Origin of the sequence: Streptomyces sp. CBMA156, from assembly GCF_014596515.1 — a bacterium.
Taxonomy (GTDB): Bacteria; Actinomycetota; Actinomycetes; order Streptomycetales; family Streptomycetaceae; genus Kitasatospora.
In genome coordinates, this window is record NZ_MSJQ01000393.1 from 1 (window position 1) to 25,416 (window position 25,416).

The following is a 25,416-nucleotide window of genomic DNA, read 5'->3' on the forward strand; positions in this document are numbered from 1 at the left end:
GCCGAGCGCCGAGGCGGCGACGAACAGGCCGTAGCTGGACGCGGGGGCGTGCAGCACCTCCCTGATCAGCAGCACGAAGATCGCGATCTGCCCGAGGTAGACGGCGTTGACGAGTCCCGCGGCGAGCGTGAGCGCCCGCATCAGGCGGTCGCGGGCGACGAAGGCGATGCCCTCGGCGATCTCCTGGCGCAGCTTGCGGGGGGCGTCGGGACGGCTCGACCGGCTGGCCGGAAGGCCGCTGAGGAAGCCGGCGGACAGCAGGAACGAGACGGCGTTGACCAGCAGCGGTACGAACTGGCCGAGCCCGAAGAGCCAGCCGCCGAGGACGTGCCCGACCATGTCCCGGCTGAGCGTCTGGGAGGTGAACAGCCGCCCGTTCGCGGCCGGCAGGCGTTCGGCCGTCACCAGCGCGGGCAGCACGGCGAACGACGCGCAGTCGAACAGGACCTCGCCGATGCCGAGCGTCAGCGCGACCGCGACCAGGGGCCACAGGTGCAGCGCGTCGCTCAGCAGCAGGAGCACGGCGACGGCGAGCGCGCCGGCCCGCAGCAGGTCGGCCGCGACCATCAGCGCCCGCCGGTCCCAGCGGTCCGCGAGGGCGCCGGCCGGGAGGCTGAGCAGCAGCCAGGGCAGGGTGGAGGCGGCCGTCACCAGGCTCACCGCGAACGGGGAGTCGAGCAGGGCGGCGGCGAGCAGCGGCAGGGCCGAGAAGCGCACGCCGTCGCCCAGCGCGGAGACGGTCGAGGCCGTGAGCAGCCGCCGGTAGGCGGTCTCGCTCCCCGGGGGCCGGCTCATGCCGGTTGCCCGTCGGCTGCCCCGGCACCGCTCGCGGCGGAGGCCGCCGCGGGCCCGGCGAACACGGCGTAGCGCAGCTCGCTGGTGTACGAGGCCCCGTTCACCCGCAGCCAGCGCTGCTCGGCGGTCGGCAGCAGCTCGGAGATCACCACCGTCCCCTCGACCCCGCGCACCAGCCGGAAGAACTGCCGGACGATCAGGGGGGCGTCCCAGTCCACGTAGACGGGCTTGGGCTGGCCGGGCAGCTTCGCGAACACCCGGCGGGGCCACCCGTACCGGGCCCGCAGCCGGCAGACGGTGAGGTACTCGGCCGCGTCGTCGGCCTTCACCGGGCTGCCGGTGGGTGACCAGCCGCGCAGCTCGGAGGCGGGCACCCGCCACAGCTCGCGTTGCAGGACGGTGCGCCCGTGGCGGATCCGCGGCACGTGCGGGAGCCCGTCGAGTTCCAGGCCGTTGCCGCCGTGCAGCCGGGGGAACGCGAAGGGCGCCAGCGGGTCGTCCATGAGGGTGTAGCCGCCGGCCGGGGGAGCGAGCAGTCGCAGCCGTCCGGGCCGGCCCTCGGCGCGCAGCTCCAGCCGGTCGCCGTCGAGCACCAGGTGGAGGTCCGAGGGGTGCAGGACGTCGGCGCGGTCCTTCGGCGAGCGGCCGAGGATCTCCAGATCCGGGCCGGGGAAGCGCTGCTGGGAGGCGGTCTTGTCCTGGTGGCCGCGCAGCACGTCCACCAGGAGTTCGTCCTCGTCCACCAGGGTCCGGTAGTGGGCGTACACCTCCTCGGCGAGCCGGGGGGAGCGCTCGGCGGCCTGGACGGACATGCTGCTGTGCGTCAGCAGGTCCCGGCCGGCGTGCAACTCTCCGACGACGACCTGGAGTTCGCCTGCCGCCAGGGCCTCGGGCCCGCTCGCGGCGAGCAGTACGTCCGGGTTGCAGAAGGCGGCGGGCTCGCGGGGGAGCACGGCCCTGAGTTCGCGGACGGCCCGGTCGGGGACGACCACCTCGCGGGCCCCGGGACCGGCGGCGCCGAGCAGGTGGCCGGCCACGGTGGCCCGCAGCCGGTCCACCTCGACGGTCACCTCGGCGCAGCGCAGGGCGAGTCGCTCGCGGTCCTCGACGAACGCGCGGTAGAAGTCGGCCAGCGGCACGGGCCGGTCCGGGCCGAAGCGGTCGCGGAACCAGCGGGTGAGGAGGCCGGTCTCCAGCCGCAGCCGCAGGCGGGGGGCCGCGAGGGCGATCTCGTAGACGAACGCCAGCTCCTCGCTGAGGACGTCGGCGAGCCCGGAGCCGATCCGCAGGCCGTCGAGCTCGCCGTGGGCCTCCTCCCACACCACGCTGCGGTCGGCGTAGTGGTGGCCGCCGAAGCGGTTCGCCGGGCCGGCGGTGAGCTCCTCGAAGCGGGCCTTGAGGGCGGCGAGCGCGGCCGGCCGCTCGGGGTACGGGGCCTCGGTGAAGGCGGCGACGGCGGTCTCCAGGCCGGTTATCCACTCCATCGCGGGGTGGTCCCCGGCGCCGGCGGCGAGGAGCTGTCCGCGCAGTGCGACGAGCGGCCGCGGGTCGCCGACGGGCACCTCGGGCCACGCGGTGACCAGGCCGCGGTCGGCGAGGTCCGCCAGCGCCTTGTCGAACCCGGAGCCGTCGTCGGTGGAGCAGCCGGAGGGCCCGAACCGCGCGTTCCACTCGGCGGCCAGTTCCTCGGCCGTACGGACGCCGTCACAGTGGCGCAGCAGCCACTCCTGCGGCGGATCGACGGCGAACCCGCCGATCCGGTCGAACCGCCAGTCGACGCCCGGGGCCGCCTCCACCCCGCACGAGTAGAGGTCGACGACTCCTCGGTCGCCGTCGCCCCGGCCGGGATCGGCGCCGCCCGGGCCGAGGAGGGCGAGCGGCAGCCGCCGGGGCCGGACGAGTCCGCGCAGCGCGGGGTCCTCGCCGAGCTTCCTGGCCAGCCGGGCCGCCGCCCAGTGACTGACGTAGGCGCGGCGCCGGACGGCGGATCCGCTCGTCCAGTCGAGCATCCCCTCGCCGCCGACCCGGGCGACGTTCAGCGGCCCGAAGTGCGAGTGGGTCTCGTTCTTCATGGTGACGCGCTGGAGGTACATCGTCAGCAGGTCGGTCATCTTCTGGGCGTGGGCGCGCCGGCGCCCGGTCACCGTGGGGTCGAAGGCGTCCAGCCAGGCGAGGAACTGGGGCGCGGCGGCGTCGTTCGACAGCAGCAGGACGTCCCTGAGCCGCTCGTCGGCGAAGGCCCCGGCGACGGCCAGCCGGCCCGCCCACAGTCGCTCCGCGTGGGCCTCGGTGAACTCCCGGCAGCTGCGCCGCAGTTCCGTGACGGCCTCCTGGAAGGCGGCCAACGGGCCGCTGCGGGGGCCGAGTTCGCGCAGCGCCGCCGCCAGGTCGGGCTCGGTCAGCGGCCGCAGCATGCCGGTCGAGTTGCCGATCGCGTTGACGACGGGCCCGCTGAGGGCCACCGGGGAGCGCTTCAGCTCCTCCTTGGCCGCGGCCGCCGACTCCAGCAGCGCGGTGTGCCGGTCGAGCAGGGCACGGGCCTGGGCGTCGGCGCCCTCGTCGACCAGGCCGGAGAGCAGTTCGAGCGGGAACCCGGCCTGGCGGACGAGCGCGGTCGGCGTCAGTGACCACCGTGGTGAACTCGGGGCTGGGAGGGAACCGGGCCGGGCCAGCGGGTCCGGGCTGTCCGTGGTCGCCATCAGGGGAACCTCTCGGCTCGTGGGAGGGTGGGGAGCCCGTGCGGGCAGAGCACACCGACCGGCCGCAGGTCCGCCGACGGGCGGGTGCGAACGGGTACGGAGATGCGGGGAAAGGGGCAGGGGGAGGCGCGGGTCGGCGGGTGGACCGGACCGCGGCAGGGCTCCGGACTACGCGGGCGGCGCGTCCGTCCGGGAGAAGACCGTGCAGCGCAGCTCGCTGGTGTGGCGGCGCCCGGCCACGTCGAGCCAGAGCTCGTCGGGCCCGGGCAGCATCTCGCTGAACTCCAGCGCCCCCTCGGTCCCCTTGGCGAGCCGGACGAGCTGACGCACCAGGAGCGGCGCCTCCCAGTCCAGGAAGACCGGCTTGGGCTCACCGGGGATCTTCACGAAGCAGTGCCGGGGCAGCCCGAGCCGCTCGCGCAGCCGTACGGCCCCCAGGTGCGCCGCCGCGTCCGCGGCCACCGGGTGGCCGCCGGGCGACCACGGGCGCAGCTCGGCCACGGGCACCCGCCAGCTCTCGCGCCGCAGGACCACCCGGCCGCAGCGGATCCGCGGCACGTGCGCCAGGTCGTCGGTGCGGATGCCGATCCCGCCGAAGTGGCGCGGGAAGGCGAACACCGACAGCGGATCGTGCCGGATGCCGGGCCCGCCGGCGAAGGGGGACTTGAGGCGCAGCCGGCCGGAGACCCCGCCGGCGCGCAGTTCGAGGCGCTCGGGCGTCACCGTGATCGACAGCTGCGCGGGCTGGACGACCCGGTCGCGCGGCTTGCCGGAGCGTCCGTGCACCTCGACGTCCAGGCAGGGGTAGCCGAGCTGGGCACCGGTCTTGTCGAGGTGGGCGCGGGCCAGGTCGACGATGACCTCGTCGGGGTCCAGCAGGTCCTGGTAGCGCTGTTGCGCCTCGGCCACGATGCCGTCGGCGCGGGCGGCCAGCAGCGGGGCGAGGCTGGAGTGGGTCAGCGGGTCGCGCAGCGCGTGGCAGTCGCCGACCACGGCCGTGAAGTCCCCGTCGGCCAGGGCCCGGAGATCCCGCGCGGCGAGCATCACGTCGGGGCTGCACAGGGCCGGCACGTCACCGGAGTGCCGGGCGATCAGCTCTTCGAGGCGCGCCCGGTCGGCCTGCACCTCGCGCAGGTCCTGCTGCCCGTCCGGGAGCAGGACCTGCCTCAGCTCGCTTTCCACGGCGGCGATCTCGGCGTCCACCTCGGCGCAGGCGGCCTCCAGCTCCGGGCGGTCGGCGAAGAACGCCTGGTAGAAGTGGTGCAGTGGGACGTCCGCGCCGAGGCCGAAGCGGCGCTGCGCCCACTGCGTCAGGATCGCGCGCTCGCGCCGCATCCGCAGGCGCGGGGCGAGCAGGACGAGGCCGTAGACGGGCGTCAGCTCGCCGGTGACGAAGCCGGTGAGGCCGGGGCCGACGGTCAGGTCGCGCTGGGGGCCGTGGGCCTCCTCGTAGAAGAGGGAGCGGTCGGCGTAGTGGGTGCCGCCGGGCCGTTCGGCGGCGCCGCCGGTGAGCGTCTCGAAGTCGGACCTGAGCGAGGCGAGGAGGGCGGGCCGGTCGGCGGCCGCGGCGCGCGGGAACTCCGCGAGGAACCGGTCGAAGCGGTCCAGGGCCGCGCCGAGGTCGCTCGCCTCGCCGCCGGCCTCCGCGACCAGCTCGCGAAGCGTCTCCAGGGGTCGGACGGCGCCGATCGGGATCTCCGCCACCGTCACCAGCCAGCCGTCCGCCGTGGCCCTGCGCAGTGCCTCGTCGAGTTCGGTGCCGGGGCGCGCGGTGTCCGCCGCCCAGTCCCGGTGGAGTTCGCCGACGGTGCGCCGGGCGTCGCAGTGGCGCCAGAGCCAGTCGGCCGCCTCGTCCACGGGGGAGCTGCCGACGACCACGAAGCGCCAGTCGCCGGGCATGCCGGTCCGGGTGCGGAAGGCGAACAGGTCGATCCGGTCGCCGTCCCGGAAGGCCAGCGGGCGCAGCCGGGGGCGGACGTGGCCGCGCAGCCGCGGGTCGGCGCTGAAGGTCTCCGCGAGGCGTTCGGCCGCCCAGTGGCTGAAGAAGGCGACGCGCTCGATCGGGGTGTCCGTCCAGTCGAGGCCGTCGCCCGCGCCCCGGTCGCCGGCCCCGGCCGCAGCCCCGGTCGCGAGGGAGGCCACGCTGACCGGCCCGAAGTGGGAGGTGGTCTCGTTCTTGGAGGCGACCCGTTGCAGGTACATGGTGAGCAGGTCGGTCATCCGGCGGGCGGTGCGGTCCGCCATCGCGCCGTCCCGGTCCAGCCAGGCCTCGAAGCGCGGGTAGTGGGCCTCGTTGGAGAGCAGGAGCACCTGCCGCAGCGCGGGGTCCTCGCGGAACAGCCGGGCGACGTGGTGCCGGGAGTCCTCCAGCGCTGACGCGTGCCGCTGTTCCAGGGCGGAGACGCTTCTCTTCAGGGCCAGTACCGCGTCCTGGTACTCCGTCAGCGGCGCGGCGACGTCCGCGGGCAGTCCGGCGGTGTCCTCCTCGGTGAGGTCGCGCAGCAGGCCGAGCCGGGACAGCGCGCGCTGCCGGCCGCTCACGTCGCCCTGGCGCAGCGTCTTCGCCAGTCGATCGGCCAGTCCGGTGGCGCGGCCGGTCGCGTCCCGGATCGCCGAGAGTTCGGCGGCGAGGTCGTGTGCCAGCGGATCCAGCGTGTCCAGTGCGAAGCCAGCCTGTCGCAGGAGCCCGTGGCTCATCGCGGTCCAGGTTTCAGCCATGACTCATCCCCCATTGCGCACGGAGGTGCCCGGGCGCCGGGTCGTCGCCGGTCGTGGTGCGGGACCGGTGCCTGGTGCCACAGTGCCGCACGGACCGGCGGACGACCTTGAGCCGGTAGCTCCGTGTAGTCCCCCGGATTCGTAACTTCGATGGATCGTACTCAGCTTGACCGTGTTCTTCCAAGACCTGATCACGTGTGATTGTCGTCAAGCTTTCGCAGGCCGGGGTGGGTGTCCTCGATAGAGATCTTAGGTTAGCCTCACCTAAGCTACGGTGTGTGTCGACGGTGTACGGACCGGCACGGCCGCGGCGTCAGCCCGTTCCGCCGGAAGGAGCCCGACGTGTCCACCGTCACCGCCCCCGCCCGCTTCGCGCTCTTCCCCCTGCGCGTCGCCCGCACCACGACCCTCACCCCGCACCTGGTCAGGATCACCCTCACCGGCGAGAGCCTCGCCGGATTCGTCAACGGCGGCCTCGACCAGCGGATCAAGCTGCTGCTGCCGCTCGCCGGCCAGACCGAGCCGCTGATCCCCTCCGGCGACGGCGAGTTCGGCTGGTACCAGAACTGGCGGGGGATGTCCGCCGAGGTGCGCCCGGTGCTGCGCACCTACACCGTCCGCGCCCAGCGCCACGACCCCGACGAGATCGACATCGACATCGCCGTGCACGGGGACCTCGGCCCCGGTTCCCGATGGGCCGTCAGGACCCGTCCCGGCGACCGGGTGGTGGTCTGCGGACCGGCCGTGGAGGAGGCCGGCGGCGTGGAGTTCCGGCTGCCCGACGACGCCGGCTGGATCCTGCTCGCCGGGGACGAGTCCGCGCTGCCGGCCATCGCCGCCATCCTGGAGGAGGTGCCCGGGCACCTGCCGGTCCGGATCTTCGCCGAGGTGGACGGACCGGAGGACGAGGCCTACCTCCCGGCCCGTCGCCCGGGCGTCGAGACCGTCTGGCTCCACCGCAGGGCCGGCGCGCCGGGCATCCCGGAGGCGGTGCGCGCCGCCGGGTTCCCGGCCGGGAGGCCGTACGCCTGGATCGCCGGAGAGGCTTCCTGCGTCCGGGAGTTGCGCCGGCACCTGGTGGGCGAGCGGGGGATCGACCGGCGCGCGGTCTGCTTCATGGGCTACTGGCGGGCCGGGCGCACCGAGGACCAGCGCGCCGAGGACGGCCCGGCGGACACCGAGGACTGAGGCCGGACGCCGCTCAGGTGTCGATGCCCTCCCAGCCGCGGCGCGCCGGGCGTTCGGCCGGCCGCCCGGCGGGCCGGCCGCGGTAGACGAGGTACGGGCGGAACAGGTAGAACCACGGCGCGCTGAACATGTGCACCAGCCGGGTGTACGGGACGACGGCGATCACCAGCATGCCGAGCACCGCGTGGGCCTGGAAGACGGCCGGGACGGTGTCCCACAGGCCGGTGTCGGGCCGCAGGGTGAACAGGCTCCGGGCCCAGGGGGCGATGGTGGCGCGGTAGTCGTAGCCCTCGCGGAGGCCGGAGGTGCTGAGCTTGGCGTACAGGCCGAGGCAGATCTCGCCGAAGAGCAGCAGGTACATCGCCTTGTCGTTGCGGGTGGTGGCCCGGAAGACCGGCGTGTTGGTGCGCCGGCGGTAGAGCAGGGTGGCCAGGCCCGCCACCGCGAGGACGCCGGCGACGGTCCCGCCGATCAGCGACAGCAGGTGGTAGGCGTGCTCGTCGACGCCGAGGGCGTCCGTCCAGCCCGCGGGGACGAACAGGCCGAGCAGGTGCCCGGCGAGGACGAACAGGATGCCGTAGTGGAAGGCGGGGGAGGCCCAGTTGAGCAGCCGGGACTCGTACACCTCGCTGGAGCGGGTGGTCCAGCCGAACCGGTCGTAGCGGTGGCGCCAGAGCAGCCCGAGGACGAGCGAGGCGAAGGCGAGGTAGGGCAGCGCGCCCCACAGGAAGGTGTTCATCAGCGGTCTCCGGCGATCACGGGGAGCTGGTGCAGGTGTCCGTACGGCGGCAGCTGTCCGTACGGCGGCAGTTGGGCTCCGGTGCCGACCTCCTCGCGGGGCGGGCCCGAGCGGGCGAGGGCGAGGGCCTGGGCGCGGTCGGCGGGGCGGGGGCCCGGCAGGGTGGCGCAGACGGCTTCGAGCGGGCCGGCGTAGGGGGTGCCGGCCTCCAGCAGGGCCAGGCGCAGCAGTTCCAGCCCGGGCCGGTGCTCGCGCAGCAGGTCGTCGGTGCGGGTGGCGGCGGCGAACTCCAGCACGACCGGGAGGTAGTCCGGCAGTTCGCCGCCGGCCTGGTCCAGGCCGTGGCGCCGGTAGGCCTCGCGGAACCGGAGCAGGGCGGCGCCGCGGCGCCGGGTGTCGCCGTCGGTCCACCAGCTCAGGTAGAGGCTGTGCCGGTCGGTGAAGTCGAAGACCTCGACGTAGTGCTCGGCCAGGGCGGCCGGGCCGACCCGCTCGGCGTGGTCGAGGAAGCCCCGCAGCCCGTCGGCCGCGGGGCCGGTGACGGCCTCGCGCAGCAGCGGCAGCCGCTCGTACAGCTCGGCGTCCGGGTGGACCAGGCAGAGCGCGGCGGCCTGGCGGACCACGGCGCGGCGGTGGGCGCGGCCGGTCGTCAGTCGTCCCCGGAGCGTCACCGGGCGTCCTCCTCGTGGTCGGCGCGCTGGCGGCGGCGCAGCGCGTGGAAGGACTCCAGCGAGACCATCGGCAGGGCCCGGCGGCCGGAGTTCTCGCCGAACGGTCCGCTGCCGCCCGGGGCGTCCTGGTGCCCGACGGCGCACTCGGTGGGGACGGCCGACTCCTCCAGCGCCCGGGCGTCGGGCAGGGCGGCGGTCGGGACGACGTACCGGTCCTCGTACTTGGCGATCGCCAGCAGCCGGTACAGCTCCTCGACGTCCTCCGCCGTCAGCCCGACGGCGCCGGGCCCGGCCGGGTCGGGCACCTCGCCGAGGTTGCGGGCGCGCTGGTGGGTGCGCATGGCGGCGAGCCGGCCGAGGGCCGCCCGGACGGGCTCCGGGTCGCCCGCCGTGAACAGGCCGGCCAGGTACTCGACCGGGATGCGCAGCGCGTCGATGGCGCCGAAGAGGTTGCCGGCGTCCTCGCCGTCGAAGCCGGTCGCGGTGAGCGCCTCGACCACCGGGGAGAGCGGCGGGACGTACCAGACCATCGGCAGGGTGCGGAACTCCGGGTGCAGCGGCAGCGCGACCCGGAAGCGCGAGATCAGGGCGTGCACCGGGGAGCGCCGGGCCGCCTCGATCCAGTCGTGGGCGATGCCGTCGCGCTCGGCGGCGGCCCGCACCGCCGGGTCTGACGGATCCAGGAAGACGTCCAACTGGGCCTCGTAGAGGTCCCGTTCGTCGTGGACGGAGGCGGCGGCGGTGACCTTGTCGGCGTCGTACAGCAGCACCCCGAGGTAGCGCAGCCGGCCGACGCAGGTCTCCGAGCAGACGGTCGGCAGGCCGACCTCGATCCGCGGGTAGCAGAAGGTGCACTTCTCCGCCTTGCCGGTGCGGTGGTTGAAGTAGACCTTCTTGTACGGGCAGGCGGTGACGCACTGCCGCCAGCCGCGGCACTGGTCCTGGTCGACCAGGACGATGCCGTCCTCCGCGCGCTTGTACATCGCCCCGGACGGGCAGGAGGCGACGCAGGAGGGGTTGAGGCAGTGCTCGCAGATCCGCGGGAGGTAGAACATGAAGCTCTCCTCGAAGGCGAACCGCACCTTCTCCTCGGCCTGCCGGCGCACCAGGGCGACCATCGGATCCTCGTCGGCGTGCTCGGGCAGGCCGCCGAGGTTGTCGTCCCAGTTGGAGCTCCACTCGATCTTCATCGGCTTGGCGGAGAGCAGCGAGCGCGGCGTGGCGACCGGGTAGTCGTCGCCGAGCGGGGCGTCGGTGAGCTTGTTGTAGTCGTACGTCCAGGGCTCGTAGTAGTCCTTGACGGTCGGCAGCACCGGGTTGGCGAAGATCCTGGCCAGCCGCTCGACCCGGCCGCCGGAGGTCAGGGTGAGCCGGCCGCGGCGGTTGAGCCGCCAGCCGCCCTTCCAGCGCTCCTGGTCCTGCCAGCGGCGCGGGTAGCCCTGGCCGGGGCGGGTCTCCACGTTGTTGAACCAGACGTACTCGACGCCGGAGCGGGTGGTCCAGGTCTGCTTGCAGGTGACCGAACAGGTGTGGCACCCGATGCACTTGTCGAGGTTCATCACCATCGCGACCTGCGCCATGACACGCATCAGTACTGCACCTCCTGGGAGCGGCGGCGGATCACGGTGACCTCGTCGCGCTGGTTGCCGGTCGGGCCCAGGTAGTTGAAGCCCCAGGACAGCTGGGCGTACCCGCCGATCAGATGGGTGGGCTTGAGGAGGATCCGGGTGAGCGAGTTGTGGGTGCCGCCGCGCCGGCCCTCCCTCTCTGTCCTGGGGACGTTGACGGTGCGGTCCTGGGCGTGGTGCATGTACACCGTGCCGCGCGGCATCCGGTGCGAGACCACGGCCCGGGCGACGACGGTGCCGTTGCGGTTGACCGCCTCGACCCAGTCGTTGTCGGCGACGCCGACGGCGGCGGCGTCGTGGTCGCTCATCCAGATCAGCTGGCCGCCGCGGGAGAGCGAGAGCATGAACCAGTTGTCCTGGTACTCGGAGTGGATGGACCACTTGTTGTGCGGGGTCAGGTAGCGGACCGTCACCTCGTGCTGCCCGTCCGGGCCGAGCACGGGTTCGCCGAACAGCCGGTGCATGTCCAGCGGCGGACGGTACACCGGCAGGGCCTCGCCCAGCTCGTGGATCCAGTCGTGGTCGAGGAAGAAGTGCTGGCGGCCGGTGAGGGTGTGCCAGGGCTTGAGGTGCTCGGTGTTGAGCGTGAACGCGGTGTACCGCCGCCCGCCCGCCTCGCTGCCCGACCACTCCGGCGAGGTGATCACCGGGACGGGCGCGGCACTGGTGTCCGCGTAGGCGACCCGCCTGCCCTCGTGCTCGGCCGCGAGCTGCGCCATCGGCTGCCCGGTGCGCTGCTCCAGGGTGTGGAAGCCCTGGACGGCGAGGCGGCCGTTGGTGGTGCCGGACAGCGCGAGGATCGCGTCGGCGGCCTTGACGGCGGTGTCCAGCAGCGGGCGGCCGTCCGCCGGCCCGCCGCGGGCGGTGCCGTTGGCCGCCGCCAGGGCGGCGATCTCGTCGTCCGGGTGCAGCGCGATGCCCTTGGCGGGCAGGCCGAGCCGTTCGGCGAGCGGGCCGAGGGCCGCCATCTTCGCGGCGACCGCGGGGTAGTCGCGCTCGACCACGGTGAGGCTGGGCAGGGTGCGCCCGGGCACGGGCTCGCAGTCCCCGGCGCGCCAGTCCGGGGCGGTGCCGCCGGGCTGGGCGGTCTCGCCGGGGGTGTCGTGCTGGAGCGCGGTGGCGACCAGGTCGCGGCGGGTGCCGAGGTGGGTGACGGCCAGTTCGCTGAACCGCCGGGCGATGGCGTGGAAGGCGTCGAAGTCGGTCCTGGCCTGCCAGGGCGGGTCGATGGCGGGGGCGAAGGCGTGGACGAAGGGGTGCATGTCGGTACTGGACAGGTCGTGCTTCTCGTACCAGGTGGCGGCCGGGAGGGTGATGTCCGACAGCAGGGTGGAGGAGGTCATCCGGAAGTCCAGCGAGAGCAGCAGGTCGAGCTTGCCCTCCGGGGCCTCCTCGCGCCAGCGCACGTCGCGCGGCCGCACCGGCTCGGGGGCCTCGGCGGCGCGCAGGCCGGAGTGGGTGCCGAGCAGGTGCCGGGTGAAGTACTCGGCGCCCTTCGCGGAGGAGCCGAACAGGTTGGAGCGCCACAGGGTGAGCACCCGGGGCCAGTTCTCCGGGGCGTCCGGGTCCTCGCCCGCGAACTTCAGCGTCCCGGCCCGCAGTTCGGCCACCGCGGCGGAGACCGGGTCCGCGCCGTCGCCGAGGTCCAGCGGGTTGCGGTCGAAGGTCGGGTACGAGGGCATCCAGCCGGTGCGGGCGGCCTGGGCCAGGCAGTCGGCGCCGGTCATCCCCCGGAAGGCTCCGGAGCCCAGCGGGGAGGCGAGCACGTCGGCCCTGAAGTGGTCGTAGCGCCACTGGTCGGTGTGCAGGAAGAACCAGCCGGTGCCGATCGCCTGCCGGGCCGGGCGGGACCAGTCGGCCGCCCCGGCGAGCGTCGCCCAGCCGGTGGAGGGCCGGCACTTCTCCTGCCCGACGTAGTGCGCCCAGCCGCCGCCGTTGCGGCCCTGGCAGCCGGTCAGCTGGAGCAGCGCCAGGAAGGAGCGGTAGATCGTCTCGGAGTGGAACCAGTGGTTGGTGCCCGCGCCCATCAGGATCACGCAGCGGCCCCGGGACTTCTCCGCGGTGGTGGCGAACTCGCGGGCGATCCGGGCGCAGGCCGAGGCCGGCACCGAGGTGTGCCGCTGCTGCCAGGCCGGGGTGCCGGGCGCCTCGGCGTCCTCGTAGCCGGTCGGCCAGACACCGGGCAGGCCCGGGCGGGCGACGCCGTACTGGGCGAGCAGCAGGTCGAAGACGGTGGTCACCAGCGGGCCGTCCGCACCGCCGAGCCGGCGGGCCGGGACGCCCCGGCGCAGCACCTCGCCGCGCCCCTGGCCGTGCTCGCCGCCCTCGGTGTCGAAGCGCGGCAGCAGCACCTCGACCGCCTCGCCCCCGCGCCCGTGCAGGGACAGGGCGGGCCGCAGGCCGTCGAGGTCGAGGTTCCAGTGGCCCTTGCCGGACTCCGTCCAGCGGAAGCCCAGCGAGCCGCCGGGCACGGCGGGGCCGCCGGTGGCCTCGTCCAGCACCACCGTCTTCCAGGCCGCGCCCTCGCCCCCGTCGCCGAGGTCGGCGGCCCGGAGGAACTTGTGCGGCACGTACCCGCCGTCCCGCTCGGCCAGGGTGACCAGGAACGGCAGGTCGGTGAACCGCCGGACGTAGTCGGTGAAGAAGGGCACCTCGCGGTCGACGAAGAACTCCCTGAGCAGCACGTGCCCCATGCCGATCGCCAGCGCGGCGTCGGTGCCCGGGTGGGGGTGCAGCCACTCGTCGGCGAACTTCGCGTTGTCGGCGTAGTCGGGCGCCACCACCACGACCTTCTGCCCCCGGTAGCGGGCCTCGGCCATCCAGTGGGCGTCCGGCGTCCGGGTGACCGGCACGTTGGACCCCCACATCAGCAGGTACGCCGCGTCCCACCAGTCGCCGGACTCCGGCACGTCGGTCTGGTCGCCGAACACCTGCGGGGAGGCCACCGGGAGGTCCGCGTACCAGTCGTAGAAGGACAGCATCGGCGCGCCGATCAGGCTGTGGTAGCGGGCGCCGGCCGCGTGGGAGACCATCGACATCGCCGGGATCGGGGAGAACCCGGCGATCCGGTCGGGGCCGTACGCCTTGATGGTGTGCACCTGGGCGGCGGCCACGATCTCCACCGCCTCGTCCCAACCCGCCCGCACCAGGCCGCCCTTGCCGCGCGCCCGCTGGTAGCGGCGGCGCCGCTCCGGATCGGCCTGGAGGTCCGCCCAGGCCAGCACCGGGTCCCCGAGCCTGGCCTTCGCCTCGCGGAACAGCTCCAGCAGCACGCCGCGCACGTACGGGTAGCGCACCCGGCTCGGCGAGTAGGTGTACCAGGAGAACGCCGCCCCGCGCGGACAGCCGCGCGGCTCGTACTCGGGGCGGTCGGGGCCCACCGACGGGTAGTCCGTCGCCTGGGTCTCCCAGGTGATGATGCCGTCCTTGACGTACACCTTCCAGCGGCACGACCCGGTGCAGTTGACCCCGTGGGTGGAGTGCACGACCTTGTCGTGGCTCCACCGGTCGCGGTAGAAGACGTCGCCCTCCCGGCCGCCCTCGACCTCCACCCGGTGCAGGTCGGCGGAGGCCCTCCCCGGGTGGAAGAACCGTCCGGCCCGCAACAGGAGCGCGCCCGGCTCCGTCGGTTCGGGCGACTCGGGCGGTTGAGGCGACTCGGACGGTTCGGGCGGCGACTCAGCCATGACGGACTCCTGACCACTGCTGACCACGGATCGACCGTGGACCAAGTTATGCGGTCGAAGCAGACAAATCGCCACAACGGCGGTACCGGCGTGGCGGCCCTGGCTCCCCGTCAGGAGTTCCGCTCGAATGGGCACATGAACTCTGTGACCAGCCCCCGGGGCACGCGGCAGGACACCCCGAACGGATGGTGGACCACCGTCCCGCCCGCGGCCGGGGCGGCGGTGATGGCCACCGGAATCCTGTCCGTCGGCCTCCACCTGGCCGGGCGCGAGGTGCTCTCCGCCGTCCTGCTGGCCCTCGCCGCCGGCCTCTGGGTACTGCTCGCGGCTGCCTTCGCCCTGACCCTGCTGAACACCCGCACCGACTGGACGCTCAAGGCCGCGACCCCGCCCGCCCTCACCGCCGTCGCCTCCACCGGCGTCCTCGGCACCCGGATCTCGCTGCTCGGCGAACAGGGCGTCGCCCTCGGGCTGCTCGCCCTGGCCGTCCTGGTCTGGCCGTTCCTGCTGGCCTCCGTGGTGCGCCACTGGCGGCGCGGCATGCCCGGGGCCGTCTTCCTGGTCTGCGTCTCCACCCAGGCGCTCGCCGTCCTGGCCGCCACCGTCGCCGCGGCCGGCGGCCCCGACCGGCTGGCACCCGCCGCGCTCGCCTTCTTCTGCCTCGGCCTCGTGCTCTACCTCGGCGCCCTGGTCCGCTTCGACCTCCGCCAGATCCTCACCGGGGCCGGCGACCAGTGGGTGATCGCCGGGGCGCTGTCCATCTCAGCCCTCGCCGCCGGCAAGCTCACCGCCCTGCCGGACTGGACGCCCGGCCTCCACGACGCCCTGCGCACCGCCACCTGGGTGCTGCTCGGCCTGGCGCTCACCGGCTACGCCGTCCTCCTGGCGGCGGAGCTGCGCAGCCCGCGCCCGGCCTACGACGTGCGCCGCTGGGCCACCGTCTTCCCGCTCGGCATGACCGCCGTCGCCGCCCTGGTCGCCGGGACGGCGACGGGGGTGGACTGGCTGGACCCGCTCGGCCGGGTGCTGCTGTGGATCGGGGTGGCCGCCTGGCTGCTGACGGCGGCCGGCTTCCTGATCGACGCCTCGCACCGGCCCCGGGTGCGCCGCCTGCTGCGCCTGGACCGCTGACCTCTCCGGGGCCCTCGGCCGTACGCGCCCTTCCCGGAGCTGACGATCCGTCATAGGCTCGGCCCTCGCCGACGGCGCCGGTGCGCCGGGTGACGGCCCGAGCCACCTCACCACAGCGGGGATGACCATGAAGAGTCCTGCGGCGCGACTGCTCGCCCTGGCCGGCTGTCTGCCAATGCTCGCCGTCCTGGCGGCGGGCCCCGGCGTCGCGGCACCGGGCGGCGGACCCGAGGTGCGGCCGGCCGCGTCCTGGACGGGCCCGCTGAGCACCCGAGGGCGCTACGTCGTGGACGCCGACGGCGACCGCTTCAAGCTGAAGGCCGCCAACTGGGCCGGGGCCCAGGGCACCTGGCAGGGCAGCGGGAGCGTCGACGACCCGGCGAACAACCAGGCGGGGCAGGTGTCGCACAACATCCCGCTGGGCCTGGACCGGGTGCCGATGGCGCGGCTGCTGGCCGACTTCCACGGACTGGGGATCAACAGCATCCGGCTGCCGTTCGCCAACGCGATGGTCCACGACACCGCCCCCGTCCCGGACTCCGCCGTCGCCGCCAACCCGCAGCTGCGCGGCCGGACCCCGCTCCAGGTGTTCGACGCCGTGGTGGCCGCGCTCACCGCCGACGGCTTCGCGGTGATCCTCAACAACCACACCACCGGCTACCGCTTCTGCTGCGGCCTGGACGGCAACGAGCGCTGGAACAGCGGCCAGTCGACCGCGCAGTGGGAGGACGACTGGCTGTTCATGGTGAACCGCTACAAGGCGGACAAGCGGGTGGTCGGCGCGGACCTGCGCAACGAGGTCCGCCGGGACACCTGGGACGACCCCAACTGGGGCCTCGGCGACGCCCACGACGAGTACGCCGCCTTCGAGGAGGCCGGCAACCGCATCCTCCGGGCCGCCCCGGACCTGCTGGTCGTCATGGAGGGCATCAACTGGTACGGCATCCCCGCCGCGGGGCTCAGCCACGGCCGCCCGATGCTCACCCCCGTCCGCAGTCTCTCCCACACCCTGATCGACTCCGGCAAGCTGGTCTACGCCGCGCACTTCTACGGGTACACCGGCCCGGCCAACACCGGAGCGGGCAGCGGCCCTGGAGCCACCGACGACCCGCGCTACCAGGACTTCACCCCCGAGCAGCTCGCCCAGGTGGTGGACGACCAGGCGCTGTTCGTCACCAGGGCCGGGCAGCACTTCACCGCCCCGGTGTGGATCAGCGAGTTCGGCGCGGGCGGGCGCGGCTCGACCGACACCGGGGAGCAGGCCTGGCTGCACGCCTTCACCGACATCCTGGTGCGGGGCGACACCGACTTCGCGGCCTGGCCGCTGGTCGGCTGGGCGGACGCCGCCGGCCGCCCGCAGGACACCTGGGCGCTGCTCTCCTACGGACCCGACGGCCGGCGGCTCGGCCTCGGCGACCCGGGCGACTGGCGGGCCGTCGACTGGAACCGGCTGATCGACGCACCGGGGCTGAGCGGACCCGTGCCCGCGGTGGACCACTGGAACATGCTCGCCCTCGACCACGCCGACCAGGACCTCTCCCGGCGGATGCTCGCCCGCGCGGACTGGAGCCCCGGCAACCGGAAGGGCAACTGCCCGGACGGCCAGCGCCTGACCGCCCTCGCCCGCGGCGACAGCCGGGCCCTGTGCACCGACGCGGGCCGGCCGGCCGTCGGCACCGGCGACTGGGTCACCGTCACCGACGAGCGCTACGTCACCGGGGGCGACTGGGCGTCCGGCTACGACAAACTCCAGTGCCCCGACCGCGCCTTCGCGGTCGGCTACAGCGTGCGCGGCAACGCCATGGCCGCCCTGCTCTGCGCACCCGCGGCCGCCGCGCTGCCGCCGGGCGGCCGCGCCGTCTGGTTCGACCGGGGCGACAACCGGCCCGGCACCGGCGGTTCGGTGGCGAGCGACTGGGCACCGGGCCGCTCCAAGGGCCAGTGCGCGGACGGTGAGTACCTGGCCGGCGTCGCGTCCACCTGGCAGCGGCTCCAGTACGGCGCCCCGGCCGCCCTGCTCTGCCGCCCGTCGGCCTGACCCCGGCGCCGGCCCGGACCGCACCCGGTTCAGCGCGGCATCTGCTTCAGCGCGGCATCTGCTTCAGCGCTGCCACTCCTCGACCAGCAGCCCGAGCACCACCTGGTCCACGAAGCTCCCGTCGGCCCAGGCCGCACCGCGCAACCGGCCCTCGACGGTGAATCCGGCCCGGCCCGCGGCCCGGAGCATCGGCGCGTTGTCCGCGAGCGTCTCCAGCTGCACGCGGTGCAGGCCGAGGACCGGGAAGGCGTAGTGGCAGAGCACCCGCAGGACGTCGGGCGCGAGCCCGCGCCCCCGGTGGCCGGGCAGCAGGGCGACGCCCAGGTGGGCGCTGCGGTTGTGGCTGTCGATGCCCCACAGGATCGCCTCGCCGGCCAGCTCCCCGGAGGCCGTTTCGACCACGGAGAAGCACGCGGCCTCGTCGGACGGCCCGGCGACCGCGTACGGGGAGTGCGCGGAGCCGGGCGGGAGCGGCCGCCAGGGCCGGGAGTCGGCCCGCGAGCGCGTGGCCACGTCGTCGTACAACTCGGACTGGAGCACCGGCAGGTCGGCGTCGTGACGGGCCCGGAGGGTGATGAGAGCGCCTTGTAGCATGTCACATGTCTACCATCGGGGATCCGGGCGTGACCACCGGATTTCTCCCGGCCCGGTGCCGCGACGGCCGGGCTGACGGGAGGTCAGGTGGTGTGGGCCCCGGGGTGGGCAGGTTTGCCCCGCTGCCCGAAGAGGGTCCACAGGTCGAAGATCCGGAGGCCGTGGAGCCCGTGAAGACGTAGGTCCCGGCCGCACGGCCGCATGCCCCCGACGGGTCGGTCGGGGGCATGCGGCCGGTCCACGGTGCGATCGGAGCCCTTCGCCTCGCCGCGCGAGAAGCGGACCCGCCCGCCGGGGACCGTCGGGTCAGGGCAGCGGGACCCCCAACTCTCCTGCCAGGTCGGTGGCCAGGGTGTCCAGCCAGGACCGGACCGTGCTCTCGTCGAAGAGGTCGGTGTCGTACTCGACCAGGCCCGCGTAGCCGTCGGCTTCGGGGGTGAGGGCGAGGACGAAGTCGCCGCGGGCCGAGGTGCCCGGTATGTCGATGAGTTCGGTGGTCAGCCCGGGGAGGTCCAGGGCGATGGGCGGGGTGCTCTGCACTGCGAGCTGGAACTCCGGGTAGGTGGGGGGAAGTTGCACGCCGCGCTCGCGCAGGGAGGGGACCAGCAGGCCGAACGGTACGACGGCGTGGTCGAGGGCGGAAGCGATCGCCCGCCCGGCCCGGTCGACCAGGTCCCCGAAGCCGTCGGCATCCTCGGTGCGCACCAGGATCGGCAGGCCGCCGGTGAGCAGGCCGACCACCCCCTCGTCGACCGGCCGGGTGCGGTTGGCGTTGGAGAGCAGGACCAGGGCCTGCGGTGCCCCGCCGATCGAGCAGAGCAGCCGGGCGCACGCGGCCACGATCACGGCGGAGGCGGTGGTGGAGCGGGCGGCGGCGTACTGCCCGATCGCGTCCGCCAGCACCGCGGGGAGCCGCAGTTCGAGGGTGTCGCCGCGCCCGGAGCGCTGCTCGGGGCGCGGCCGGTCGGTGGGCAGGTCCATCGCCAGCGGGTCCTCGCCGAGGGCCTCGACCCAGTGGTCGGTGGCCGCCTCGATGCCGGCCCGGTTGACCACGGTCAGCTGCCAGCAGGCGTAGTCGGTCATCCGCGCAGGCTCTTCCGGCAGCGGCCTTCCGGTGCGGTAGAGCTCCGCCAGGTCGGTCAGCACGGTGGCCATCGACCAGCCGTCGATCGCGATGTGATGGATCGTCAGCAGCAGCACCCACCTTTCCGCCGACTCCCGCAGCAGCCGGGTCCGCACCAGCGGGGGTGCGGCCAGGTCGAACGGGCGGCTGAGCTCGGCTTCGACGGCCCCGGCCACCGCCGCCTCCCGCTCGGCGGGCGGGAGCGCGCTCAGGTCCTCGACCGGGAGGACCACCGGGGTGCTCGGCAGCACGTGCTGGAGCACTCCGAGTTCGGTGTCCAGGATCCGGGTCCGCAGGCTCTCGTGGCGTTCGATCAGCGCCGTCAGCGCGGCGGCCATACGAGGGTGGTCCAGCTGCCCGCCCACGTTGACCCGGTAGCTGACGTTCCACACCGCGGGGTCGGCCGACCGGGCGTGGGTCCCGGACATCCGCCGCTGCCCCACCGAGGCGGGCGCGGCCGACTCGGCGGCCCCGGCGCCCGTCAGGATGGTCAGCAGCCGGTCGCGGTGGGCCCGGACCAGGCCGGCCACCTCCTCGTCCATCGCCCCGGCGGGGGCGAGGTAGGAGAGCCGCTCGCCGGTGGTGCGCAGCACGATCTCGCGTTCGTCGAGCAGCTGGAGGAGTCGCTTCCAGCCCTCGTCCGTCGGGGTCGTGCCGGTGGTCGTGTCCGTGGTCGTGGTCGTGGTCACAGCGTGCCCTCCTCGAACGCCGGGGCCTGCTGCTCGGCGGCGGCCGGCACGTGCGCGGCCATCGCGCGGATGGTCGGGCGGCGGAAGAAGTCCAGGACGCCGATCCGCATCCCGGTCGCCTCGCGGACCCGGTTCAGCAGCTTGGTGGCGGCCAGCGAGTGCCCGCCGAGGTCGAAGAAGGAGGTCTCCACTCCCGCGGGGCGGCCGAGTTCCTCCTCCCAGAGCCGCTGTACGGTGCGCTCCAGCTCGGTGAGCGGGGCGGCCGCGGGCTCGTCCGCGCCCAGCGGGCGGGGCTCCGGCATGGCGGCGGTGTCCAGCTTGCCGTGCACGGTGAACGGCAGCGTGTCCACGGCGGCCCAGAGCCCGGGCACCATGTAGTCGGGCAGCAGTTCGGAGAGCCGGTCGCGGACCACGGGCAGGTCGGCGGCCGGGCAGTCGACGTACCCGGCGAGCACGGTGCCCGCCGGGGTCCGGCGCGCCGCCACCGCGGCGGTGCGCACGCCGGGCACGGTGCGCAGCACGGTCTCCACCTCGCCGGGCTCGACCCGGTAGCCGCGGATCTTCACCTGGCGGTCGGCCCGGCCGAGGTACTCCACGGCGCCGTCCGGCCGCCAGCGGCCGAGGTCGCCGGTGCGGTAGCTGCGGCCTTCGGGGGTGTCGGTGAAGACGGCGGCGCTCTCCTCGTCGCGGTTGAGGTAGCCGATGCCGACCTGGACGCCCCGGACGTGGATCTCACCGATCGCGCCCGGCGGCACCCGGCGCCCGGCGGCGTCCAGGATGACGACCCGGCTGCCCGGGGTGGGGCGGCCGATCGGCGCGTAGTCGGTGGACTCCGGGTCGATCTCGCAGGCCGTCATCGCGTGGGTCTCGGTCGGGCCGTAGTGGTTGAACAGCCGGGAGCCGGGGTTGCGGCGCAGGAACGCCCGGATGCCGGGGTTGACCAGCACCTGCTCGCCGCCCGAGATGAGCTCCCGCAGGTGGGGCGCCGGCTCCTCGCCGAGCGCGTCGACCAGGGCGTTCAGCGGGGTGTACGGCATGTGGACCCGTTCGGCCCTGGTGGCCCGGACCACGGCGGCCAGGGCGGTCACGTCGTAGCGGGTCTCCTCCTCGATCAGCAGCAGGGTGCCGCCGGTGGCCAGTGTGGTCAGGATCTCCTGGACGCTGACGTCGAAGCCGCAGGAGGCGTACTGGAGGGTGCGGGCCGCGGAGTGCCCGGCGATGTTCCAGGCCACGAAGTGGGCCAGGCCGAGCGAGTGCATCAGCACGCCCTTGGGCCGGCCGGTGGACCCGGAGGTGTACAGCAGGTACGCGGGCGCCTGCGCCGAGGGGACGGGCAGCGGGGGCAGGGCGACGGGGCCGGCGTCCGTGGACGGGACGTCGGTGAGCACCGTCGGGGCGGTCAGGCCGAACTGCGCCGGGTCGGCCTCCGAGGTGGTGAGCACGACGACGGGGTCGCTGTCGGCGGCGATCAGCCGGCAGCGCTCGGGGCCCTGGAGGACGTCGATCGGCACGTGGACGGCGCCGAGCCGCAGGATGGCGAGCAGCGAGGCCACCAGGTCAACCGAGCGGGGAAGCAGCACGGCCACCAGGTCGCCCTCCCGGACGCCGGCCGACAGCAGCCGGCCGGCCAGCTCCTCGGCCCTGGCCAGCACCGTCCGGTAGTCGGTCTCGGTGCCGTCGGCGGCGACCACCGCGGTCTGGTCGAGCCGCTCGGCCGCGGTCGCGGCGACGATGGCCAGCGGGTGCTCGGGGGTCTCGGTCAGGACCGGTTCGCTCTCCAGGGCCTCGTCGGCCTGGTCGGCGGGTACGGCGGTGAGTTCGGCGAGCGGGCGCTCGGGGTCGGCGACGGCGGCGGTCAGCAGCCGCTCGAAGGCGCCGACCAGCCGGTCGACGGTGGTCCGGTCGAACAGCGCCTCGGCGTACTCGACGTGGCAGCGGATGCCGTCGGGCAGGCTGGTCAGGAAGAGCGTCAGGTCGAACGCGGAGCGGTCCGCGACGTGGTCCAGCGGGCGGGCCGTCACCCCGGGCAGGTCCAGCTCGAAGACCGCGTGGTTCTCGAACTCGACCATGACCTGGAAGAGCGGGTTGCGGCTGGTGTCGCGCTGCGGGTTGAGTTCCTGCACCAGGACCTCGAAGGGCAGCTGCTGGTGCTCGTAGGCGTCCAGCGCGGTGGAGCGGACCCGGCCCAGGGCCTCGGCGAAGTCCGGTTCGCCGGACAGGTCCAGGCGCAGCGCCAGCGTGTTGACGAAGAACCCGATCAGGTCCTCGGTGCCCTCGGCCCGGTTGGCCACCGGGGTGCCCACCACGACCTCGTCCTGGCCGGCGTACCGCTGGAGCACGCCGGCGAAGGCGGTCAGCAGCACCATGAACAGGGTGGAGCGCCGGGAGCGGGCCAACTGCCGCAGTCCGTCGGCGAGTTCGGCGGGAAGGTGGTGGACGTAGGCGCGGCCCCGGCCGTCCGGCACCGAGGGGCGCGGCCGGTCGGTGGGCAGGGTCAGCGCCGGCAGGTCGCCGGTGAACACCTTGCGCCAGTACGCGAGGCTCTCGTCGTACTCGCCGGCGGCCACCCTGGCCCGCTCCCTGGCGGCCTCGGCGGCCGGTCCGGTGGCCAGCACCGGCAGCCGGGCGGCGCGGTCCTCCCTGGCGGCCTGGTACAGCTCGCCCAGCTCGCGGGTGATCACCTCGGTGGACAGGGTGTCGATCACGATGTGGTGCATCGACAGGACCAGGACGTGCCGGTCGGCCGCCCGCTCCAGCAGCAGGGCCCGGAACAGCGGGCCCTCGGCCAGGTCGAAGCGGTGCTCGCCCTCGGCGGTGACCAGGTCGGCCACCGGGTCCGGCGAGGCGCCGTCGGCTGTGACCCGCTCCAGCACCGGCCCCGCGGGCGGCGCCAGCACCTGCTGGAACGGCTGGCCGTCCTGCTCCCGGAAGACGGTGCGCAGCGCGACGTGGCGCTGGATCAGCCCGCGCAGCGCGGTGTCCAGGGCCTGCGGGTCGAGCGGACCGTCCAGGGCGATCGCCTTGATCTCGTTGTACTGTCCGCCGTCGGGCAGCATCCGGTGCAGGAACCACATCCGCTGCTGGGCGTAGGACAGCTGCGCGCCGCGCAGGGTGTCCCGGCGCAGGGTGTCGAGCTGCGGCAGGCCGGACGCCACCAGGTCCGGGGAGAGCCCGAAGTCCACGAAGGCGGCGATCTCGTCGGCGCCGGCCGCCCGCAGCTCGGACAGCACGCCCTGGACGCTCTCGGGCGTGCCGATCAGCGCGCGGGAGGCGCAGTAGCGCTCGTACGCGCGCTCCAGCACGAACTCCAGGTCGTCCTCACGGGCGTTCTCGAAGTCCAGGGTCAGGCCGAGGCTGTTGGCCATCTGCCCGAACAGTGACAGCGAGGAGCGCAGGTAGTGGCAGAACGGCCGGTACGCCTGCTCGCGCGCGGTGGCCAGGTCGGTGCCCAGGTAGGTGTGGACCAGGACGACCACCCGGCCCGCCTCCGGGTCGAGCCCGTGCTCGGCCCGGGTGCGCCGGTAGATCGCGACGTTCTCGGCCAGCTGCGCGATGTCCTGGGTCATCAGGTTGGTGATGACGCCGAGGTCGTGCCTGGCCGCCTCGCGGAAGCTGTCCGGGTTGCCGACGATCGCGGTGAACATCGGCGGCAGGTCCTGCAGCGGGCGGGGGTGCAGGGTCACCTCGATCGGCTCGCCGTTGCCGTTGCGGCCCTGGTACGGCTCGCCGCGCCACAGCGCCCGGACGGTGTCGATCTGCCGGTGCATCAGCTCCTTGTGGCTGCCGTAGCGGTCGGGGAAGAACAGGAAGTCGTTGGGGTGCCAGCCGCTGGCGCAGCCCAGACCGACCCGGCCGCCGGACAGGTTGTCGACCACCGACCACTCCTCGGCGACCCGCACCGGGTGGTGCAGCGGGAGCACGGCGCAGCCCGCGTTCAGCCGGATCCGGCTGGTCTCCCGGGCGAGCGCGGCGGCCAGCACCGAGGGGTTGGGGAAGATGCCGCCGAAGGAGTGGAAGTGGCGTTCGGGCAGCCAGACGGAGTGGAAGTCGTGCCGGTCGGCGAACCGGGCGCTCTCCAGGACGATGCGGTACTTCTCGTCCTCGGGGGAGTCCAGCGGGTAGTCGCCGAAGAAGTAGAGGCTGAAGTCGACCGGCCGCTGCGGGTCGCTGACCGGCTGGTACGTGGTCGCGACGGTCTCGGTGCGGACGGCTTCGGCGGTCGCCGGGAGTTCGGCGGCCGGGCGCGGGGCGGGCAGCCGCACGCCGGGGGAGGCCGGGAAGAAGCCGCCGCGCCGCAGGTCGCGCAGCGACTCGCGGACCGCGTCGATCACGAACTCCACGTCGCCGTCGGTGTGGGCGGTGGAGAGGAAGAAGTTGCGCCACTCCCACACGTAGACCCCGCGGGTCAGCAGGTGCGGGAAGAGCAGCTCCATGTCGGCCCTGGGCTCGAACCGGAAGAGCGAGCCGAAGTGGGCCAGCCGCAGCGGGAACTCCTCCTCCTCGAAGAAGCCGTTCAGGGTGGTGGCCAGCATGTCGGTGCGGGCGTTCAGCCGCTCCTGGAGGCCGGGGCCCGCCGCCTTGAGGTGGCGCAGCACCGCGCCCGCGGCGGTCATCGCCAGCGGGTGCTGGATGTAGGTGCCGCCGAAGAAGGTGGTGTCCTTGGGCGGGTAGCTGTCGTCCCCGTAGTCCCAGTGCCCGCCGTCGATCCCGTCCAGGATGTCGGCCCGGCCGGCGATCGCGCCGATCGGGTAGCCGCCGCCCAGCACCTTGCCGTAGGTGGACATGTCCGGGGTGACGCCCCAGAATCCCTCGGCGCCGCGCAGGTGGGGGCGGAAGCCGGTGAGCATCTGGTCGAAGACCAGCACGATGCCGAGCTTGGCGGTGAGTTCGCGCAGCGAGCGGACGAAGTCGGCCGGCTGGCGGCCGGGGTGGCGGCTCTGCACCGGCTCGACCAGGACGGCGGCGATCCGGTCGCCGTGCTCCTCGATGACCTTGAGGCTCTCCGGATCGCCGTACCGCAGCACCAGCAGGTCGGCGACGGCGCTGCCGGGGATGCCGATCGACACCGGGACGGTCTCCCGGTCGGCGCCGCGGCCCAGGGTGCGGCCCAGGGTGTGGTCGAAGTGGCCGTGGTAGGAGCCCTCGAACATGACGATCTTGTCCCGGCCGGTGTACGCGCGGGCCAGCCGGATCGCCCCGGCGTTCGCCTCGGTGCCGGAGTTGGCGAAGGCGACCCGCTCGGTGCCGGTCAGCTCGGCCAGCAGCTCGGCGGCCTCGCCGGTCTCCGGGCCGCGCGGGCCCAGCCGCAGGCCGGAGGACAGGTGCTCGCGGACGGCCTCGTTGACGAACTCGGGCTCGTGGCCGAAGAGCAGCACGCCGAAGCCCATGGTGATGTCGACGTACGGGTTGCCGTCGACGTCCTCCAGCCGGGAGCCCCTGGCCTGGCGGGCGGCCAGCGGGTAGAGCATCTCCTTGGTGCCGGAGCGGAAGCCGACCACGGCGCGGCTGTCCGCGAGGGTGCGGCGGTGGCGGCGGGTGATCGCCTTGGAGGCGGAGGTGCGGGCGGTGAAGCGGGCGACCAGCTCGTCCACGTGGGTGCGCTGCTGGTCGGTCAGGCCGCCGGAGGCCATGCCGGACTCGCGGGAGACCGTCACCCGGGGGCCGTGCACCTGCGGGGCGGCCGGGGCCTCAGCGGCGGCGGGCGCCTCGGCAGCGGG

At 74.3% G+C, this 25,416-nt stretch carries 13 protein-coding genes; 3 read left to right on the forward strand and 10 right to left on the reverse strand.

Going from position 1 to position 25,416, the window contains the following annotated elements:
• From BU198_RS34940 to BU198_RS34950, 3 genes are all read right to left on the reverse strand, one after another.
• Window positions 1-795: MFS transporter (locus tag BU198_RS34940; RefSeq protein ID WP_188300875.1), on the reverse strand; the 795-nt coding region annotated here is incomplete at its 3' end.
• Entirely contained in the window at window positions 792-3,494 is a 2,703-nt protein-coding gene (locus BU198_RS34945; RefSeq protein ID WP_188298898.1) for a lantibiotic dehydratase, read from the reverse strand. The genes BU198_RS34945 and BU198_RS34940, both read right to left, overlap by 4 nt.
• Window positions 3,495-3,662: 168 nt before the next feature.
• A complete protein-coding gene (locus tag BU198_RS34950) occupies window positions 3,663-6,212 on the reverse strand; it encodes a lantibiotic dehydratase (RefSeq protein ID WP_188298897.1) in 2,550 nt (849 codons plus the stop codon).
• A gap of 342 nt (window positions 6,213-6,554) precedes the next feature.
• On the opposite strand from BU198_RS34950, the gene BU198_RS34955 reads away from it, so the two are divergent.
• Complete coding sequence (locus tag BU198_RS34955) at window positions 6,555-7,400, forward strand: siderophore-interacting protein (protein WP_188298896.1); 846 nt, start codon at window positions 6,555-6,557, stop codon at window positions 7,398-7,400.
• 13 nt (window positions 7,401-7,413) lie between these two features.
• Here the strand turns inward: BU198_RS34955 and narI are convergent, their stop codons facing one another.
• From narI to BU198_RS34975, 4 genes are read right to left on the reverse strand one after another with little or no spacing between them, the layout of a single operon-like run.
• Window positions 7,414-8,139: a respiratory nitrate reductase subunit gamma gene (narI, locus tag BU198_RS34960; protein WP_188298895.1), complete on the reverse strand. Its 726-nt coding sequence runs from the start codon at window positions 8,137-8,139 to the stop codon at window positions 7,414-7,416.
• Entirely contained in the window at window positions 8,139-8,810 is a 672-nt protein-coding gene (gene narJ / locus BU198_RS34965; protein ID WP_317620288.1) for a nitrate reductase molybdenum cofactor assembly chaperone, read from the reverse strand. The genes narI and narJ overlap by 1 nt, the downstream gene beginning before the upstream one ends.
• A complete protein-coding gene (gene narH / locus BU198_RS34970) occupies window positions 8,807-10,399 on the reverse strand; it encodes a nitrate reductase subunit beta (RefSeq protein ID WP_188298894.1) in 1,593 nt (530 codons plus the stop codon). Before narH ends, narJ begins: the two co-directional genes overlap by 4 nt.
• Window positions 10,399-14,124 (reverse strand): nitrate reductase subunit alpha, encoded by a 3,726-nt coding sequence (locus BU198_RS34975; protein WP_188298893.1) that lies wholly within the window; start codon window positions 14,122-14,124, stop codon window positions 10,399-10,401. Before BU198_RS34975 ends, narH begins: the two co-directional genes overlap by 1 nt.
• A gap of 135 nt (window positions 14,125-14,259) precedes the next feature.
• On the opposite strand from BU198_RS34975, the gene BU198_RS34980 reads away from it, so the two are divergent.
• A complete protein-coding gene (locus BU198_RS34980) occupies window positions 14,260-15,255 on the forward strand; it encodes a tellurite resistance/C4-dicarboxylate transporter family protein (protein ID WP_188298892.1) in 996 nt (331 codons plus the stop codon).
• Window positions 15,256-15,376: 121 nt separating this feature from the next.
• Window positions 15,377-17,293, forward strand: a complete 1,917-nt coding sequence (locus tag BU198_RS34985) for a glycoside hydrolase family 5 protein (RefSeq protein ID WP_223244848.1) — start codon at window positions 15,377-15,379, stop codon at window positions 17,291-17,293.
• Between the two features lie 63 nt (window positions 17,294-17,356).
• On the opposite strand, the gene BU198_RS34990 is transcribed toward BU198_RS34985, so the two are convergent.
• From BU198_RS34990 to BU198_RS35000, 3 genes are all read right to left on the reverse strand, one after another.
• On the reverse strand, window positions 17,357-17,887 hold the full coding sequence (locus BU198_RS34990) for a GNAT family N-acetyltransferase (RefSeq protein ID WP_188298891.1): 531 nt from the start codon (window positions 17,885-17,887) through the stop codon (window positions 17,357-17,359).
• A gap of 306 nt (window positions 17,888-18,193) precedes the next feature.
• Window positions 18,194-19,699, reverse strand: a complete 1,506-nt coding sequence (locus BU198_RS34995) for a condensation domain-containing protein (RefSeq protein WP_188298890.1) — start codon at window positions 19,697-19,699, stop codon at window positions 18,194-18,196.
• Window positions 19,696-25,353, reverse strand: coding sequence for a MupA/Atu3671 family FMN-dependent luciferase-like monooxygenase (locus BU198_RS35000; protein WP_317620287.1), 5,658 nt, complete (start codon window positions 25,351-25,353; stop codon window positions 19,696-19,698). Before BU198_RS35000 ends, BU198_RS34995 begins: the two co-directional genes overlap by 4 nt.
• Window positions 25,354-25,416: the final 63 nt, after the last annotated feature.